We start from the raw sequence: 16847 nt of genomic DNA, 5'->3' as shown, positions 1-16847 counted from the left end.
GACTCCAAACCTATAATGAAAAAACTTGCTGAATCAAGCACTTGGCGCACCTCGCACGACGGCATCGCCGCGCGCTTGAACCCCGAACGAGCCCCGCATGAAAGCCTCCGAGATCCGCACCGCGTTCCTGAAGTATTTCGAGTCCAAGGGCCACACCATCGTGGCCTCGAGCCCGGTCGTGCCGGGCGACGACCCGACGCTGCTGTTCACCAACGCCGGGATGAATCAGTTCAAGGATGTCTTCCTGGGCTTCGACAAGCGCAGCTATGTGCGTGCGACCACCGCGCAGAAGTGCATCCGCGCCGGCGGCAAGCACAACGATCTCGAGAACGTGGGCTACACCGCGCGTCACCACACCTTCTTCGAGATGCTGGGCAACTTCAGCTTCGGCGATTACTTCAAGAAGGATGCGATCGCCTATGCCTGGGAGCTGCTGACCGAGGTCTTCAAGCTGCCCAAGGACAAGCTCTGGGTCACCGTCTACGCCGAGGACGACGAGGCCTACGAGATCTGGAACAAGCAAGTGGGCGTGCCGGCCGAGCGCATCGTGCGCATCGGCGACAACAAGGGCGCGCGCTACGCCTCGGACAACTTCTGGATGATGGGAGACACCGGCCCCTGCGGCCCGTGCACCGAGATCTTCTACGACCATGGCGAGGGCATCCCCGGTGGCCCGCCGGGCAGCCCGGACGAGGACGGCGACCGCTACATCGAGATCTGGAACAACGTCTTCATGCAGTTCAACCGCGACGAGGCGGGGGTGATGCACAAGCTGCCCAAGCCCAGCGTGGACACCGGCATGGGCCTGGAGCGCATCACCGCGGTGCTGCAGCATGTGCACGGCAACTACGAGATCGACCTGTTCGTCGCGCTGCTGGCGGCGGCGAAGAAGGCGGTGGACGGCGCCGGTGCCGGGGACTGCGACAAGGAGTCGCCATCGCTGAAGGTCATCGCCGACCACATCCGCGCCTGCAGCTTCACCATCGTCGACGGCGTGATCCCGGGCAACGAGGGCCGCGGCTACGTGCTGCGCCGTATCACCCGTCGCGCCATCCGCCACGGCTACAAGCTCGGCGCGCGCAAACCCTTCTTCCACAAGCTGGTGGGTGAGCTGGTCGTGCAGATGGGCGAGGCCTACCCCGAGCTGCGGCAGGCCGAGGCGCGCGTGACCGAGGTGCTGCGGCAGGAGGAGGAGCGCTTCTTCCAGACGATTGCCAACGGCATGGAGATCCTGGAAGCCGCGCTTGCCGGCGGGGCCAGGACGATCGACGGCGAGACCGCCTTCAAGCTGCACGACACCTACGGCTTCCCGCTCGACCTGACCGCCGATGTCTGCCGCGAGCGCGGCGTGACGGTCGACCAGGCCGGCTTCGACGCCGCGATGCAGCGCCAGCGCGAGCAGGCGCGCGCCGCCGGCAAGTTCAAGATGGCCGCCGGCCTGGAGTACAGCGGCAGCGCGACCACCTTCCACGGCTACGAGCACCTGGTGCACGAAGGCGCGAAGGTGACCGCGGTCTACGTGGACGGCACGCCGGTGTCCGCTGCCAAGGCCGGCGACGACGCCGTCATCGTGCTCGACCACACGCCCTTCTACGCCGAGAGCGGCGGCCAGGTCGGCGACGCCGGCGAGCTGCGCAACGGCAGCACGCGCGTGGTCGTCGAGGACACGCAGAAGATCCAGGCCGATGTCTTCGGCCACCACGGCCACGTGACCGAGGGCGAGGTCAGGGTCGGCGACGTCTTCACCGCCAAGGTCGACGGCGTGCAGCGCGCGCGCACCGTGCGCAACCACAGCGTCACCCACCTGATGCACAAGGCGCTGCGCGAGGTGCTGGGCGCGCATGTGCAGCAGAAGGGCTCGCTGGTCAACGCCGAGCACACCCGCTTCGATTTCGCGCACAACGCGCCGATGACGGACGCGCAGATCCGCGAGGTCGAGGCCAGGGTCAATACCGAGATCCTGGCGAACGCGCAGACGCAGGCGCGCGTCGTGCCGATGGAAGACGCGCAGAAGCTCGGCGCGATGATGCTGTTCGGCGAGAAGTACGGCGACGTGGTGCGCGTGCTCGACATCGGCACGAGCCGCGAGCTGTGCGGCGGCACGCACGTGCAGCGCACCGGCGACATCGGACTGTTCAAGATCGTGTCCGAGGGCGGCGTGGCCGCCGGCATCCGTCGCGTCGAGGCGATCACCGGCGACAACGCCCTGGCCTGGGTGCAGTCGCTCGAAGGGCAGCTGGGCGGCGTGGCTCAGGCGCTGAAGGCCGCGCCCGCCGAGGTGCCGGCGCGCGTGTCCGCGGTGCTGGAGCAGCTGCGCGGGCTCGAGAAGGAACTCGCCGCGCTGAAGGGCCGGCTCGCGTCCTCGCAGGGCGACGAGCTCCTGGCGAAGGCGGTCGACGTCAAGGGCCTGAAGGTGCTCGCGGCGACGCTCGACGGCGCCGACGCCAAGGCCCTGCGCGAGACCATGGACAAGCTGAAGGACAAGCTCAAGACCGCCGCGATCGTTCTGGCAGCCGTCGAGGGCGGCAAGGTCCAGCTCGCGGCCGGCGTCACCGCCGACAGCGTCGGCAAGCTCAAGGCCGGCGAGCTGGTGAACTTCGTCGCCCAGCAGGTCGGCGGCAAGGGCGGCGGCAAGCCGGACCTCGCCATGGCCGGTGGCACCGACGCGGCCGGCCTGCCGAAGGCCCTGGCCTCGGTCGTCGGCTGGGTGGGCGAGCGGGTCTGAGCATGGCCGCCGCGTCGTCGCCGATCACGGTGCGCCGCGCGACGACCAAGGACGCTGCAGCGTGGGCACGCATCCTGGGTGACCCGGCCGTCTACCCCGGCACGCTGCAGCTGCCCCATCCCAGCGAGGAGCGCTGGGCCACCCAACTGGCCGACATCCAGCAGCCCGGCAAGGCGGACCTGCTGCTGGTCGCCGAATGCGGCGGCGAGGTCGTCGGCAGCGCCGGCCTGCATCCGGTCGGGCCGTCGCTGCGGCGACGCCACGCGATGATGCTGGGCATCAACGTGCTGTCGACCGCGCAGGCACAGGGCGTCGGCACGGCGTTGATGCAGGCGCTGTGCGACTACGCCGACCGCTGGGCGCAGGTGTTGCGGCTGGAGCTGACGGTCTTTGCCGACAACGCGCGCGCGATCGCGCTGTATCGGCGCTTCGGCTTCGAGGTCGAAGGCACGCACCGCGCCTTCGCGCTGCGCGACGGCGTCTATGTCGACGCGCTGGCGATGGCCCGCCTGCACCCGAGTCCGCCGCGCCTGCCCGGCGCCTGATCGCGGTGGTCGCCAAACGCCGGCTGCGGGGCAGCGAGCCCTTCGGCGCCGCACCGGCCGCGGCAGTGCCCGACTGTCCCCTGTGCGGCCGCGCGATCGCCCCCGGCCCGTCGGCCGACCAGCATCACCTGCTGCCGCGCAGCGAGGGTGGGCGCACGGAACCCGGCAACCTGGCGCTGCTGCACCGCATCTGCCACCGCAAGATCCACGCGACCTTCAGCGAGCGCGAGCTGGCCAGCGAGCGCCGCGACTGGACCGCGCTGCGCGCGCACCCGGAGATCGCCACCTTCGTGCACTGGCTGCGCGGCAAGCCGCCGGAGTTCTACGACCGCAACCGCAGGCCGCGCCGACGGCGTTGAGGCCGGCGCGCAGCACCCCTCGCCCCCACTCCGGCGGCTCCTGTCAGCTTCCAGGGGCGCGGCGGATGTCCGCTTTGGCGGCCGCGCTCCGTGATACCGAGAACCCCGCCGAATGGTTCGGTGGGCAGCATCCTGGAGCGGAACATGAACTGGAACTTCCATCTGTGGGGCGCGGCCCCGAGAGAGCGGCGCGGCGCGCACGCGACGCAGCTCTTCGCGTGGTGCGTCACGGCCTCCCTGGTCGGCACGCTGCTGCTGGCGGCGCCGGACGAAGGCGGGCCTTCGATGGCGCAGGCGGACCGCGCGCCGGTCGCCGCACTGCCGGCGAGTGACGGCGTGCGTATCGAGCCGGCCGTGAGCGAGGCGACGATCGCCGTCGTGGCCGACGAGATCGCCGACCGCAACAGCGTCGAGGCCTCGGTCGCCGCCTACCTGAACTGAGCCGTCGTCGGCGACGGGCTCAGCGCGTCGACCTGACCACGGCGGCGACGGCCTGCCCCAGGTCGATCACGGCCATCGCGTAGTAGCTGGACCAGTTGTAGCGCGTGATCGCGTAGAAGTTCTGGGTGCCGGCGACGTAGCTCGGCGCGGCCTCGCCGTTCTGCAGCTCGACCAGCGCCAGCGGGCCGGCATGGTCGCGGCCGGCGGCGTCGAGCACCGCACCGCGTTCCGCGAACTGCGCGGCGCTGAAGCTCGGCAGGATGTCGGGCAGCAGCAGAGCCGCGCGATCACTCACGTCGGTCGGTGCGTTGACGCCGTAGTGGGTGGGCTGGCCCGGCTGCCAGCCGAACACCGCCAGGTAGTTGGCGACCGAGCCGATCACGTCGGCTCCGCTGGTGTCGAGGTCGATGCGCCCGTCGCCGTCGAAGTCGACGGCGTAGCGCAGCTGCGAGCTGGGCATGAACTGCGGCATGCCGCTCGCGCCGGCGTAGCTGCCCCTGGGGGCGAGCGGGTCGTGGTCACGCTGGCGGCACAGCAGCAGGAAGGCCTCGAGCTCGTCGCGGAAGAAGGCGCTGCGGTCGCGTCGGGCGTCCCTGGGGAAGTCGAGGCTCAGCGTGGCCAGCGCGTCGAGCACGCGGTAGTTGCCGGGGTGCCGGCCGTAGATCGTCTCGACGCCGACGATGCCGACGACGACTTCGGCCGGCACGCCGAAGCGCGCCTCGGCCTCGCGCAGCCAGGGCTCGTGCTCGCGCCAGAACGCGACGCCGGCGCGGATGCGCACCGGTTCGACGAAGCGCGCGCGATAGGCGGCCCAGTTCTTGGGCGTGCCGGGCGGCGCCGGCTGCATCAGGCGCACGACGCTGGGCACGTAGCGGGCCTGCGCCAGGGTCGACTCGACCCAGGCGGCGTCGAGCGCGCGGCGCTCGGCGATGCCGGCGGCGAGCGCCATCAGGTCCTCGCGGCGGCCGTAGGCGACGGCTTCGGCGGCCTGCGCATCGTTGACGGAGCTGGTCTTGCGTCCCTTGCCGGCGAACAGCTCGGTGGGCGTCAGGGCAGCGGTCAGCGCCAGCAGCGCGGCAAGCAGGGAGGGCAACGGCAGGCGGGTCGTCATCGGGAAGCTCGGGCAACAAGGGCGGCAGGTGATGGGGGCGGCAGCTCGCGCAGCGCGCCGACGGCGTCGGTGGCCAGTCGCCGTGCGCGGGCCGCGACGGCGCGTGCCGTCCGCGGTGCGCCGTGGGGCGCGTAGCGCAGACCTTCCAGCTCGTGCAGTGCCTGCTCGGCCGTTGCGGCTGCGGCGCCGTAGCGCGCACGCAGGGTCGCGGCCAGCGACCGTGGCGGCAGGGCGTCGCCGGCCGGCAGGCCGAGCGCCGCCGCGGCGCGCCGCACGCGCGCGTAGGCACGCAGCCAGGGGTCGCTGCGGCGCTGGTCCCACCAGGCCCAGGCCGCGCCGACCAGGCCGAAGCCCGCGATCATCGCGGCCAGCAGCAGGGCCACGTCCTCCCAGCGTGGCGACTGGTAGCCGAGCTGCCGCAGCAGGTCGAGCTGCGAGCCGCGCGAGTAGTTCAGGACCCACTGGTTCCAGCGATTGTTCGCCGCTTCCCACAGCACGCGCAGCTGCAGCAGCGCGCCGGGGGCGACACCGCCGAAGGCCGTGGCGACGAAGCCGGGCGCCGGGCGCAGCGGCCGGCTGCGGTCGATGCGCTCCGGCGCGACGGCGGCCGTCGGGTCGGCGCGCAGCCAGCCCACGCCCGGCTGCCAGTACTCGGCCCAGGCGTGCGCATAGCTCTGGCGCACCACCAGGCTGCCGTCGACCGGGTTCCGCTCGGCGCCCTGGTAGCCGGTGACGATGCGCGCCGGCACGTCGAGCGCCCGCATCACCACGACGAACGCGGCGGCGAAGTGCTCGCAGAAGCCGGTCTTGCGATCGAGCCAGAACTCGTCGACGCCGTCGCCGTTGCCGTCCTCGTCGTAGGTGCCGGGGGCGAGGGTGTAGCTGTAGCCCTCGTTGCGGATGCGCTGCATCAGCGCGGCGGCGAGCGTGCTCGCGTCGGCCTCCGCGTAGCGCGGCTCGCGCCTCAGCGCGGCCGCCCACTGCAGCGTACGCGGATTGGCGCCGGGAGGCAGGTCCAGGTCGTCCTGCAGTCCGACGACGGGATCGGTCGGTCCGTGCGCGAAGCGCGGCCAGGATTTCGCGGTGTAGCGGATGCGCTCGACGATCGGCCGCTCGGCGACCCAGTGCAGGTCGTCGCGCAGCAGGGCACGCACGTCGTCGATGGGCGGCAGCTCGGGCGTGGCTTCCAGCGTCGGGATGCTGGCCAGCCGCAGGGGTTCGAGCGTGACCTCGACTTCCACCGGCTCGCCCTCACGCCGCAGGTTCAGCGGCGGCAGCAGGCGTGCCGGGAAGCTCGGTCGGCCGACGCGCCAGGTCGTGCCGTCGAAGGCCGACAGCACCGGCCCGCGGAAGTACAGCGACTCCGGCGCCGGCGGCGAGCCCGACAGCACGCGCACGCGCATCGCGATGCTGTCGTCGGATGCCAGTTCGGCGATCAAGCCCATGCGCATCTCGCCCGACAGCCCCGTCTTCGCGCCGGCATCGCCGGGCACGCCCCACAGCGGGCCGACGCGCGGGAACAGCACGAACAGCAGCACCATCACCGGCGCGCCGAGCAACGCGAAGCGCCCGGCCAGCAGCCCGGCCTGGCGCAGGCCGGGCTGGCCGACCGGCATGTGCGCCAGCACCAGCGCCGTCAGCAGGCCCCAGACCGACACCAGCATCGCCGCGGCGATCGGCAGCGCCTGCGAGTACAGGAAGTGCGTGAGCACCAGGAAGAAGCCGAGGAAGAACACCGCGAAAGCGTCGCGCCGGGCCCGCAGCTCCAGCGTCTTGAGCGCCACCAGCACCACCAGCAGGGTGACGCCGGCCTCCTTGCCGAGCAGGGTGCGATGGCTGGCGAGCGTCAGCGCCAGCGCGACGACCAGCACGCCGGCCAGGACCCAGCGGCCGGGCAGCGGCGCGGCACGCACCGCGAGCGCGGCGCGCCACAGCAGCACCGTCGCCGTCAGCGCGGTGCACCAGACCGGCAGCTGGCCGACATGCGGCAGCACGGTCCACGCGATGACGGCCAGCAGGAACAGCGTGTCGCGCGCCTCGCGCGGCAGGTGCCGCCAACCTGGCCAAGTCCAGCGGTCTAAGCCCATAGCGCGAGCACCTCCAGCCCCTGCCGCTTGTGCGCCTCGCCCTGCGCCGGCGCGAGTTCACGGCCGGGCAGCCGCAGGCCCCAGTCGGCACCGCTGCGTTCGGCGGCCAGCACCCAGGCGCTCAGGCGCGAGAGGCGGTCCTCCGGTGCCAGCGCGCCGGTCGTGGCCCAGTCGAGCCACAGTTCGTGGCGCGCGGCGCTGCTGGTGTCGCGGCTGACGAGTTCGCCGCCGGTGTCGAGCGCGCGTGCAGCCTTCTTCCAGACCACCAGCTTCAACGGGTCGCCACGCCGGTAGCCGCGGATGCCCTCGAGTTCGCCGCCCTCGCTGCGGCGCGCGGTCGTGCTGCCGCTGCCGATCGCGCGTGCCGCGGGCAGCGGCGCCGCGGGTCGCTCGGGTCGCGGCCAGGCGAGCAGCATCGAGGCCGGGCGCCAGTCGCTCCAGGCACGGAACAGGCCGAGCGGGAAGCGCGTCTCGAGCCGGATCGTCGGCAGCACCTGCCGGCCGCGTCGCGGCGCGACGAAGCCGAGGCGGACGGTGGCCTGTCCGCCGGCGGCCACGTCGGTCCAGCTCCAGTGTGGTGCCCGCTCGGACTCGACCAGCCGCAGGCCGATGCCGTGGCGCGCGCGGGGCGCCATGCTGACCAGCACGCACTCGACCGTCGCCGCCTCGCCGGCGAACACCGCCTGCGGCGGGCGCAGGTGCAGGTTCAGGCCGCGCAGCGTGCTGTGCGTGACGTGCATCGCCACCACCGCGCTGCCGGCCAGCAGGAAGGTCAGGACATAGCCCAGGCTCAGCTGGTAGTTGATCGACGCGACCAGCAACACCCCGAGCGTCAACGCGAAGACCCAGCCGGCGCGCGTCGGCAGGATGTAGACGTTGCGCTGCGTCAGCTCCTGGACGTCGCGGCGCGGATGGCGTGCGTCCCACCACGCGCGCCAGCGCGCCTGCGCGCGCTGGCGCGGTGACCCGTGATCGGTGATCCGTGATCCGATCACGCCCGCTCTGCCTTCAACGGATCACCATTCACGGCTCACTGATCACTGATGACCGCCCTTCAAGGCAGCGCCACTGCCTCGACCATCGCCAGCACCTGCTCGCGCCGTCCGCGGCCCGCGCCGGCGACGGGGATCAGGCGGTGCGCGACGGCCTGGGCCAGCACGGCCTGCAGGTCGTCGGGCGCCACGTAGTCGCGGGCGTCGAGCAGGGCATGCGCCTTGGCGGCGCGCAGCAGCGCGATGCCGGCGCGCGGCGACAGGCCTTCGACGAACCACTGGCCGTCGCGGGTTGCGGCGATCAGGGCCTGCAGGTAGTCCAGCAGCGCGTCGCTCGCGTGCACGGCCAGCACGGCCTGCTGGGCCGCCTGCAGCTCGACCGGCGTCATCACCGGCTGCAGCGCGTGGATGATCTCGCGGCGGTCCCGGCCGGCGAGCAGCGCACGTTCGCTGGCGCGGTCGGGGTAGCCGAGGGTGATGCACATCAGGAAGCGGTCGAGCTGGCTCTCGGGCAGCGGGTAGGTGCCGAGCTGGTCGGACGGGTTCTGCGTCGCGATGACGAAGAAGGGCGCCGGCAGCGGGCGCGTCTCGCCCTCGACCGTGACCTGGTGCTCCTCCATCGCCTCGAGCAGCGCACTCTGGGTCTTGGGGCCGGCGCGGTTGATCTCGTCGGCCAGCAGCACCTGGGCGAACACCGGCCCGGCGTGGAAGACGAAGGCCTCCTTGCCGCGCTCGTAGACCGACACGCCCACCAGGTCGGAGGGCATCAGGTCGGCGGTGAACTGCACGCGCGAGAAGCGCAGGCCCAGCGACACCGCCAGCGCGTGGGCCAGCGTGGTCTTGCCGACGCCGGGCACGTCCTCGATCAGCAGGTGGCCGCCGGCCAGCAGGCAGGCCAGGCTGTCTTCGATCTGCGGGCGCTTGCCGACGATAATCGTGGCGATCTGATCGACGAGCCGGTGAAGCTGGGCGTGCAAAGTCATGGCGCGCACCATAGCCGAAAGCCGTGCCGCCGGAGACCACGAAAGACAAAGACGGATGGCGACCGCCTACTACTCCCACCCCGCGTGCCGGCTCCACGACATGGGTCCCGGCCACCCCGAGAGCCCGCAGCGGCTCGACGCCATCTCCGACCATCTGCGCGCGACCAGCCTCGACCTGGCGCTGCTGATGCGCGATGCGCCCCGGGCCGAGGACGCGCAGCTGAGCCGCGCGCACGAGGCCGGCTACATCGCCGAACTGCGCGACGCGATGAAGCAGGTCGAAGCCAGCGGCCGGCGCCGCGCGCTGGACCCCGACACGAGCGCCGGGCCCGGCACCTGGGAGGCCGCCCTGCGTGCGGCCGGCGCCGCCGTGGCGGCCACCGACGCGGTCATCGACGGCGAGGCCGAGAACGCCTTCTGCGCGGTGCGGCCGCCCGGCCACCATGCGACTCGCCGGCAGGCGATGGGCTTCTGCTTCCTCAACAACGTGGCGATCGCGGCGCGCCACGCCCTCGACGTGCGCGGCCTGCAGCGCGTGGCCATCGTCGACTTCGACGTGCACCACGGCAACGGGACCGAGGACATCATCGCCGGCGACGAGCGCGTGCTGATGGTCAGCTACTTCCAGCATCCCTTCTATCCGCATTCGGGCGGCGTGCCGCAAGGCACCAACATGGTCAACGTGCCGGTGCCTGCCTACACCAAGGGGCCGGCGGTGCGCGACCTGATCGACAAGGACTGGATGCCGCGGCTCGAGGCCTTCAAGCCGCAGATGATCTTCATCTCGGCCGGCTTCGACGCCCACCGCGATGACGACCTGGGCCAGATGGGACTGGTCGAGGCCGACTACGCCTGGATCACGCAGCGGCTCAAGACCCTGGCCGAACGACACGCGAAGGGGCGCATCGTTTCCTGCCTGGAGGGCGGCTACAACCTCGGCGCGCTGGCGCGCAGCGTGGCGACCCACGTGCGCGTGCTGGCGGGGCTGGGGACCTGACGCCGCCGATGGACGCCGCTGCCTCGTCCCCGATCGCCCGGCCGATGACGCCGGCCGAGCTGGAAGCGCTGGGTCGGTCGCTGCTGAGCAGCAGTGCGCTGATCGAGCTGGCCGTCCTGGCCGGCTGTCTGCTGCTGGCCTGGGCCGTGACACGGCTGCTGCGCGGCCGCAGCATCGCGGACAGGCACTCGGTGCTGTTCGGCGAGAAGCTGGTCGACGGCGCGCTGTTCCCGCTGCTGGCGCTGGGCTTCGCGGTGCTGGCGCGCCACACCGTGCTGGCGGGCGTGCCGCCGGCGGTGATGAAGCTCGCGGTCGCGCTGCTGTTCGCGCTGGCGATGATCCGTCTGGCGGTGCGCGTGCTGCGCGCGGCTTTCCCGGCGTCGGAGTTCGTGCGCATCGCCGAGCGCTGGCTGTCCTGGGGCGTGTGGATCGGGCTGATCCTCTGGGTCACCGGCGTGCTGCCGATGGTGATGGAGGAGCTGGACGCCATCAGCTGGAAGCTCGGCAGCAGCAGGATCAGCCTGCGTGCCTTGCTGGAAGGCGTGTTCAACGCCGTGATCGTCCTGATGCTGGCCCTGTGGGTCAGCGCGGCGATCGAGACGCGCCTGCTCAAGGGCCAGCTCGCCAACCTGTCGGTGCGCAAGATGGCGGCCAACCTGACGCGGGCGCTGCTGCTCTTCGTCGGCCTGCTGCTGGCGTTGTCGGCGGCGGGCATCGACCTGACGGCGCTCAGCGTGCTGGGCGGCGCGATCGGCGTCGGCCTGGGCTTCGGGCTGCAGAAGCTGGCCGCCAACTACGTCAGCGGCTTCGTGATCCTGGCCGAGCGTTCGCTGCGCATCGGCGACCTGGTCAAGGTCGACGGCTTCGAAGGGCGCATCACCGACATCAACACCCGGGCGACCGTGATCCGGGCCGCGAGCGGGCGCGAGTCGATCGTGCCGAACGAACTGCTGATCACGCAGCGCGTCGAGAACGCGTCGCTCAGCGACCAGGCCATCCTCAGCTCGACGACGGTGCAGGTCGCCTACGGCACCGACATCGCCGCATTGCAGCCCAAGCTGGTGGCGGCGATCCGCACCATCGACCGCATGCCGAAGGACGAGGAACGCAGCCCGTCCGTGCACCTCAACAACTTCGCCGCCGACGGGCTGGAGCTGACGATCTGGTACTGGAACGCCGACCCGGTCAACGGACAGTCCAACCTGCGCTCCGAAGTCAACCTCGCGATCCTGCGCGTGCTGGACGCCGAGGGCATCCAGATCCCGTTCCCGCAGCGGGTGATGCACCACCTGGGCGGCGCGGGGCCGGCCGACCCGGGCGCCGCCGCCGCGGCCGCCGACTGAGACGCCTCAGCCGCTCGCGGCCTGCGACCAGTGCGCGAAGCGCACGCGGCACTCGATGCCGCTCGGCACCGCCTCGCGCCACTCGACGTCGCCGCCGAGCTGCTTGACGCGCTTGCGCACCCCACCCAGACCCAGGCCGTGAGCCCAGACCTGCGGGTTGTGGCCGTGGCCGTTGTCGCGGACCAGCAGCTCGAGGCTGTCGTCCTGCAGGTCCAGTGTGATCAGCAGCTGCGTCGCCTGCGCGTGGGCGATCGCATTGCTGACGAGCTCGCGCAGGATGCGCGTCAGCGCCGACCACTGCACCACGTTGAGTTCGGTGTCGCGGTCCAGGCGTGCCTGCCAGTCCAGCCTGATGTTGGCGAGCTGCAGGCGCTGGCCGAGATCGGCCTTCCACTCGCCGGCGGCATGCGACAGCCGATGGCTGCTGACGGCGAGGCCGCGCGTCAGGGTCTTCAGGTCCTGCAGGGTGTGGCGGATGTACTCCTCCTGCTCCGGGCTGCGGGCCTGGTACATCAGCGTCAGCAGGCGTGCGCCGATGTCGTCGTGCAGGTCCTGCGCGAGGCGGCTGCGTTCCTCGCTGCGCCCGCGTTCCACGGCCTGGTCGAAGGCGACGGCGCGCTTGAGCTGGTCGACGATGCGGTCGGCGAGGCGCGCGTCTTCCTCGGTGAAGAGTCGCCGGCCGCGGTGCGAGAAGCGCAGGACCAGCGTCTCGTCGGCCCGGCCGCTGACGCGGCTGAGGTCGGGCACCGGCACGGCCAGCGTCGAACCGTCGCCGCTGGCGCGGGCGCGACGGCTGGCCTTGGCGGCGACGCCGGCTTCCAGCGGCTCGAACAACTCGCGCAGCAGGCCCAGCAGCGACCGCGAGGCGCGCTCGGGGTGGGCCTCGACTTCGCGCGCCATGCGATAGAGGCGCTCGAACAGGCGCTCCATCGTCAGCATGCGGCTGCCGCGCAGCTGGTTGAGCATCCACTGGCGCGCGCCGGCGTAGAGGCCCAGCGCCAGGAACACCGACAGCGTGATCGACGTGAACTGGCCGAACGAGAACGCGGCGACGAACAGCAGGTCGAGCGAGGTGGCGACGGTGCTGATGCCGGCGAGCAGCGAGAACTCGCGCAGCACCTGCTGCGACTTGGCCAGGAAGGGCACCAGCAGCAGCAGCGAAGCCAGGAACACGACCCAGATCATCGACCCGACGATCGCGATCCCGTACTGCGGGCCGGTTTGCTGGCTCACTGCGGCGACGGCGGCCGTCAGCAGGATCCAGGTGCCGACGGTGATGATGCCGAAGCGCCGCAGCACCATCGCGTACGGGTGCGGCTCGATGCGGTAGGACCAGCCGAGCAGGGCGATCGCGGCCAGACCGAGCGCCGCGCCGGCGCCCTGGGTCCACCACCAGGCCGAAGGCAGCTGGTGCCACTGCTCCAGCACGACCAGCGCGACCACCGTGCCCCAGGCCAGCACGGCCATCGCGCTGGCGTAGGGGAGGCGGCGCGGGTGCACAGCCGCGGCGTGCGCGATGGCTGCGGCGGTGACCAGGTCGAACAGCATCCTGGCCCGCATCTCCCAGCTCGCGAAACCGGCGGGCAGCGCGAGGTCGAGCGTGCTGGCCGAGGCGATGAACAGCAGGTTGCCGCTCTGCGCCAGCGCCATCAGCGCGTACAGGGTGTTGCGCAGCGTCGGACGGACCAGCACCACCACCATCGCGATGAGATACAGCACCAGGGCCAGGCCGGCCAGCAGCCAGTAGAGCAAGCCCAGGTGGAGGCTGCCGCGCGGGCCCAGCTTGAGCTCGGCCGTGCCGCCGTCGGCGAAGTACAGCCGCACCGGTTGCTGCGACAGCGCAGCGTGCAGTTGCGCGTGCAGCTCGCGATGGCGGGCGCGCTCGGCGTCGTCGGGCAGCCAGCGCGGCGAGCGCTGCAGCACCAGCGGATCGAGCACGGCGATCCGGTTGTCGCCGCCCATCACGCCCAGCAGCGCCCGGCCCACGAAGGGCGCGAGCGCCGGGTCGCCGCTGGCCGCGAGCTCGAGCTGCCCTTGCGGATTGGCGCGCCAGCTGGCGTCGATCGACGGCTGCGCTGCGAGCATGCGCGTCAGCAGGAACAGGCCGACGCAGCCGCACAGCGCCAGCGCGACCAGGGCTCGCAGCCGCCAGCCGAGCCAGCGCGAGTGCCGCACCCGCGACGGCAGCCATTGCTCGAGGACGCCGGTGTCGAGGCTGGAGTCGCCGCCGTCGCCGCGGCCGCTGCCGCGGTAGGCGCCGCGTCGGTCACGCGTCGGCGAAGGCCGGTTCGCGGACGCCGGAGGCAGGGTGCTCATCGGCGCGTCGCGTCGCCCCGCGTCAGACCAGGCCCTGCTTGCTGGCCAGCACCGCGGCCTCGGCGCGGCTGGACACGTTGAGCTTGCGGTAGATCGCCTTGATGTGGTCGTTGACGGTGAACCACTTGATGCCCATCAGCCCGGCGATCTCCTTGATCGTGAAGCCCTTGCTGAGGTAGGTCAGGACCTCGGTCTCGCGCGGCGTCAGGCGCTCGTGATCGGGCTCGGCATAGACCGGCGGCGCGATGCTGCGCGCGGGCTGGAAGTCGCCCGGCGCGATCGGCGCGTCCAGCGGCATCGATCCGGAGTCGGACAACCGGAAGTGCGACAGCAGCCGACGCGCGATGGCCGGCGACAGCGGCGGCTGGCCGCGCACGATCTTCTGGAGCTCCTCGACGAGCACCTCGAACCGGTCTTCCTTGAGCAGGTAGCCGTCGGCGCCGCATTGCAGCGCCGGGAAGAGGTGGTCGTCGTCGGAATACAGCGTCGTGACGATCTTGGTGGCGCCGTGACCGGCCATCTCGGTCAGCAGCTCCAGGCCGTTGCCGTCCGGCAGCTCGAGATCCACCAGCACCAGCTTGAACGGCTCGCTGCCCGGCGGCGGGCCGGCAAGTCCGCCGACGCCCAGGGCGCGCCGGGCGCCGGCGAGGTCGCTGACCTCGGTGATGCCGGTGACGTCCGAGAAGCTCTCGCGGACCACGCGCACGAGAAAGTGCCGCGCCACCGGGTTGTCCTCGACGATCAACACCTTGACAGCCATCGTGCTCTCCTCAAACGCGTGCCGGGCCGCTAGCGGCCGGCTTCGACGCCGGCCTGCACCGCGGTCGACAGACGGTTGTAGCGCTCGCGCAGGTCGGCGAGGCGCTCGTTCTTCTGCGGCTCGCTCATGCGGACATCGAGCAGCACCTCCGAGCGCTGGCGGAAGTCCTCGATGTCCAGCACGAACTTCAGCTGCTGGTTGGTCGACCGCTTGAAGCCGGCCAGGTCGAACATGCGCTTGAGCATGACCTTCTCCTCCACCGTCTTGCCGACGCCGAAGACAAAGGCCGCGATGCGGTTGCGCACCGACAGCGGCAGGTCGCGCCGCCACAGCAGCGGGTCCTTCGGGATCATCGCCGACTCCCAGAGCGTCTTGACCTGCGCGGCCTTGTGCGGTGCCTGCTCGCGCAGGCGGTGCAGTTCCTCGGTGTTGTAGGTGGCGGCGTGGACCTGGCCCGACAGCACGGCGTCGAGGGCCTGGGCATGGGTGCCGCGCAGCAGCGTCAGGAAGTGTTCCTCGGGCTTGATGTTGCGCGGCACGAACAGTGCGTATTCGAGCATCACCGCGCCGGACGTCGAGCTGCGCTCGCCCATCGCGAACCGCCAGCTGCGCGGCTTGCCGAGCAGTTGCTCGACCGAGCCGAGCGAGGCGTCGCGCCGTGCCACGATCAGCGATCGGTAGCCCAGCGCACCGGCCGAGTCGACGAGCTGGGCGAAGACCTCGACGTTGGCGCGCTCGATGCAGTCGAGCGCCGCCTTGTTGGAGACCCAGGCCAGCTGCGCGAGGTTGCTGACGACCGCATCGACGGCTTCCTCGTAGGTGGCCGGGTAGATGCCGCGCACGTCCAGCCCGGTGCTGCGTCGCATGGCTTCGAAGAACGGGTCCCAGGCGAGCTTGGTCTCGCTGACGCTGGTGGTCGTGATGACGCCGAAGGCGTAGGAGGGACGGTCCTGCGCGAAGGCGCGCCCCGCCGCGCCGGCCAGGGCCAGCAGGGGGAGCTTGAGCAGGGTTCGTCGCAAGGTCGGCGTCCTGGGGCGGGCAGGGCGCGATTGTGCACCGCAGCCCTCGGCGGCCGATGGCTCGCCGGAGGGCACTCCGACGGGGGGCGGCGTGTCAGTCGACGGTCAGCACCAGCTTGCCGCGCACCTGCCGTGCGGCCATCAGCTCGAAGGCGCGCGGCAGATCCTGCATCGCGAGCTTGCGCTCGATCACCGGCTTGATCTTGCCCTGGCCATACCAGGCAGCCAGTTCGGCCAGCGCTCCGGCATTGTTCTTCGGTTCGCGGCGTGCGAAGTCGCCCCAGAACACGCCGACGATGGAGGCGCCCTTGAGCAGCGTCAGGTTGAGCGGCAGGGCCGGGATGCTGCCGCCGGCAAAGCCGATGACGAGATAGCGGCCGCGCCAGCCGATCGAGCGGAACACCGGCTCGGCCAGGTCGCTGCCGACCGGGTCGTAGACGATGTCCGGCCCCTTGCCGGCAGTGGCGGCCTTGATCTGCTCACGCAGGTCGCCCTGGGCGTAGTTGATCGTCGCGTCGGCGCCCAGCTGCTTGCACAGCGCGCATTTCTCGTCGGTCGAGGCGGCGGCGATCACGATCGCGCCCGCGGCCTTCGCGATCTGGATCGCCGCGGTGCCGACGCCGCCGGCCGCGCCCAGCACCAGCACCGTTTCGCCGGCCTTCAGCTGGCCGCGGTCGATCAGCGCATGGTGGGTCGTGCCGTAGGTGCAGAGGAAGGCCGCGGCATCGTCGAAGGCGAAGCCCGGTGGCAGCGGCATCGCGAGCGCGGCGTTGACGCACACCTGCGTGCCGAAGCCGCCGAGTCCGCCGAAGGACGCCACGGCCATGCCCGGCTGCAGATGGCCGACGCCCTCGCCGACGGCTTCGACCACGCCCGAGAACTCCGAGCCCGGCACGAAGGGCAGCGGCGGCTTCATCTGGTACTTGTTCTGCACGATCAGCAGGTCGGGGAAGTTGAGGCTGGCCGCGCGCACGGCGACGCGCACCTCCCCGGCCTTGGGCTGCGGCGTGGGCAGTTCGGTCCACTTCAGGGCTTCGGGGCCGATCGGGTTCTCGCAGAGCCAGGCATGCATGGTCGTGTCTCCTCGGTGCGCCATGCCGGCGATGATAGGCAGCGCGACGGCGTCGTTCCGTCGCCGATGCGACGCAGGCGCTCCCTACAATCGGACG

The 16847-nt window shown here is 71.6% G+C and carries 14 protein-coding genes; 6 read left to right on the top strand and 8 right to left on the bottom strand.

All coding sequences use genetic code 11. The features are described 5' to 3' along the window. Window positions 1–97: 97 nt before the first annotated feature. The 4 genes from alaS (at window position 98) to QZV97_RS11425 (ending at window position 4070) form a co-directional block, all read left to right on the top strand. A complete protein-coding gene (alaS, locus tag QZV97_RS11440) occupies window positions 98–2725 on the top strand; it encodes an alanine--tRNA ligase (protein WP_295641982.1) in 2628 nt (875 codons plus the stop codon). 2 nt (window positions 2726–2727) lie between these two features. Next, complete coding sequence (locus tag QZV97_RS11435) at window positions 2728–3270, top strand: GNAT family N-acetyltransferase (RefSeq protein WP_295641980.1); 543 nt, start codon at window positions 2728–2730, stop codon at window positions 3268–3270. A gap of 5 nt (window positions 3271–3275) precedes the next feature. Continuing rightward, on the top strand, window positions 3276–3629 hold the full coding sequence (locus QZV97_RS11430) for an HNH endonuclease signature motif containing protein (RefSeq protein WP_295641978.1): 354 nt from the start codon (window positions 3276–3278) through the stop codon (window positions 3627–3629). 144 nt (window positions 3630–3773) lie between these two features. Then, window positions 3774–4070, top strand: coding sequence for a hypothetical protein (locus QZV97_RS11425; RefSeq protein ID WP_295641976.1), 297 nt, complete (start codon window positions 3774–3776; stop codon window positions 4068–4070). A 19-nt stretch (window positions 4071–4089) separates the two neighbouring features. Here the strand turns inward: QZV97_RS11425 and mltB are convergent, their stop codons facing one another. Genes mltB through QZV97_RS11405 form a run of 4 tightly spaced genes read right to left on the bottom strand, consistent with a single transcriptional unit; the run spans window position 4090 to window position 9243 of the window. Beyond that, window positions 4090–5181, bottom strand: a complete 1092-nt coding sequence (gene mltB, locus QZV97_RS11420) for a lytic murein transglycosylase B (protein WP_295641974.1) — start codon at window positions 5179–5181, stop codon at window positions 4090–4092. Continuing rightward, entirely contained in the window at window positions 5178–7268 is a 2091-nt protein-coding gene (locus QZV97_RS11415) for a DUF3488 and transglutaminase-like domain-containing protein (protein ID WP_295641972.1), read from the bottom strand. Before QZV97_RS11415 ends, mltB begins: the two co-directional genes overlap by 4 nt. Next, window positions 7259–8263, bottom strand: a complete 1005-nt coding sequence (locus QZV97_RS11410) for a DUF58 domain-containing protein (protein WP_295641970.1) — start codon at window positions 8261–8263, stop codon at window positions 7259–7261. The genes QZV97_RS11415 and QZV97_RS11410 overlap by 10 nt, the downstream gene beginning before the upstream one ends. A 59-nt stretch (window positions 8264–8322) precedes the next feature. Further along, the gene (locus QZV97_RS11405; RefSeq protein ID WP_295641968.1) at window positions 8323–9243 is read right to left on the bottom strand and encodes a MoxR family ATPase; all 921 of its coding nucleotides are present in this window, start codon (window positions 9241–9243) and stop codon (window positions 8323–8325) included. A 55-nt stretch (window positions 9244–9298) separates the two neighbouring features. Between QZV97_RS11405 and QZV97_RS11400 the strand changes: the two genes are divergently transcribed. Then, window positions 9299–10240: a histone deacetylase family protein gene (locus QZV97_RS11400; protein ID WP_295641966.1), complete on the top strand. Its 942-nt coding sequence runs from the start codon at window positions 9299–9301 to the stop codon at window positions 10238–10240. An 8-nt stretch (window positions 10241–10248) separates the two neighbouring features. Continuing rightward, the gene (locus QZV97_RS11395; protein ID WP_295641964.1) at window positions 10249–11583 is read left to right on the top strand and encodes a mechanosensitive ion channel domain-containing protein; all 1335 of its coding nucleotides are present in this window, start codon (window positions 10249–10251) and stop codon (window positions 11581–11583) included. Between the two features lie 6 nt (window positions 11584–11589). Here the strand turns inward: QZV97_RS11395 and QZV97_RS11390 are convergent, their stop codons facing one another. The 4 genes from QZV97_RS11390 to QZV97_RS11375 all read right to left on the bottom strand — a co-directional run bounded on the left by QZV97_RS11390 (window position 11590) and on the right by QZV97_RS11375 (window position 16750). Continuing rightward, window positions 11590–13899, bottom strand: a complete 2310-nt coding sequence (locus QZV97_RS11390) for an ATP-binding protein (RefSeq protein WP_295641962.1) — start codon at window positions 13897–13899, stop codon at window positions 11590–11592. 22 nt (window positions 13900–13921) lie between these two features. Continuing rightward, window positions 13922–14659 carry a response regulator transcription factor gene (locus QZV97_RS11385; protein ID WP_295641960.1) on the bottom strand — a complete coding sequence of 246 codons (738 nt, stop codon included), beginning with the start codon at window positions 14657–14659 and terminating at the stop codon, window positions 13922–13924. A 29-nt stretch (window positions 14660–14688) separates the two neighbouring features. Next, window positions 14689–15678, bottom strand: coding sequence for a phosphate/phosphite/phosphonate ABC transporter substrate-binding protein (gene phnD / locus QZV97_RS11380; protein ID WP_295641958.1), 990 nt, complete (start codon window positions 15676–15678; stop codon window positions 14689–14691). Between the two features lie 94 nt (window positions 15679–15772). Next, window positions 15773–16750, bottom strand: coding sequence for an NADPH:quinone oxidoreductase family protein (locus tag QZV97_RS11375; RefSeq protein WP_295641956.1), 978 nt, complete (start codon window positions 16748–16750; stop codon window positions 15773–15775). Between the last annotated feature and the right edge of the window lie 97 nt (window positions 16751–16847).

This window comes from uncultured Methylibium sp., from assembly GCF_902826655.1.
Lineage (GTDB): Bacteria > Pseudomonadota > Gammaproteobacteria > Burkholderiales > Burkholderiaceae_C > Methylibium.
The sequence above is the reverse complement of the archived record's forward strand: the minus strand, read 5'-3'. Positions and strand labels throughout refer to the sequence as shown.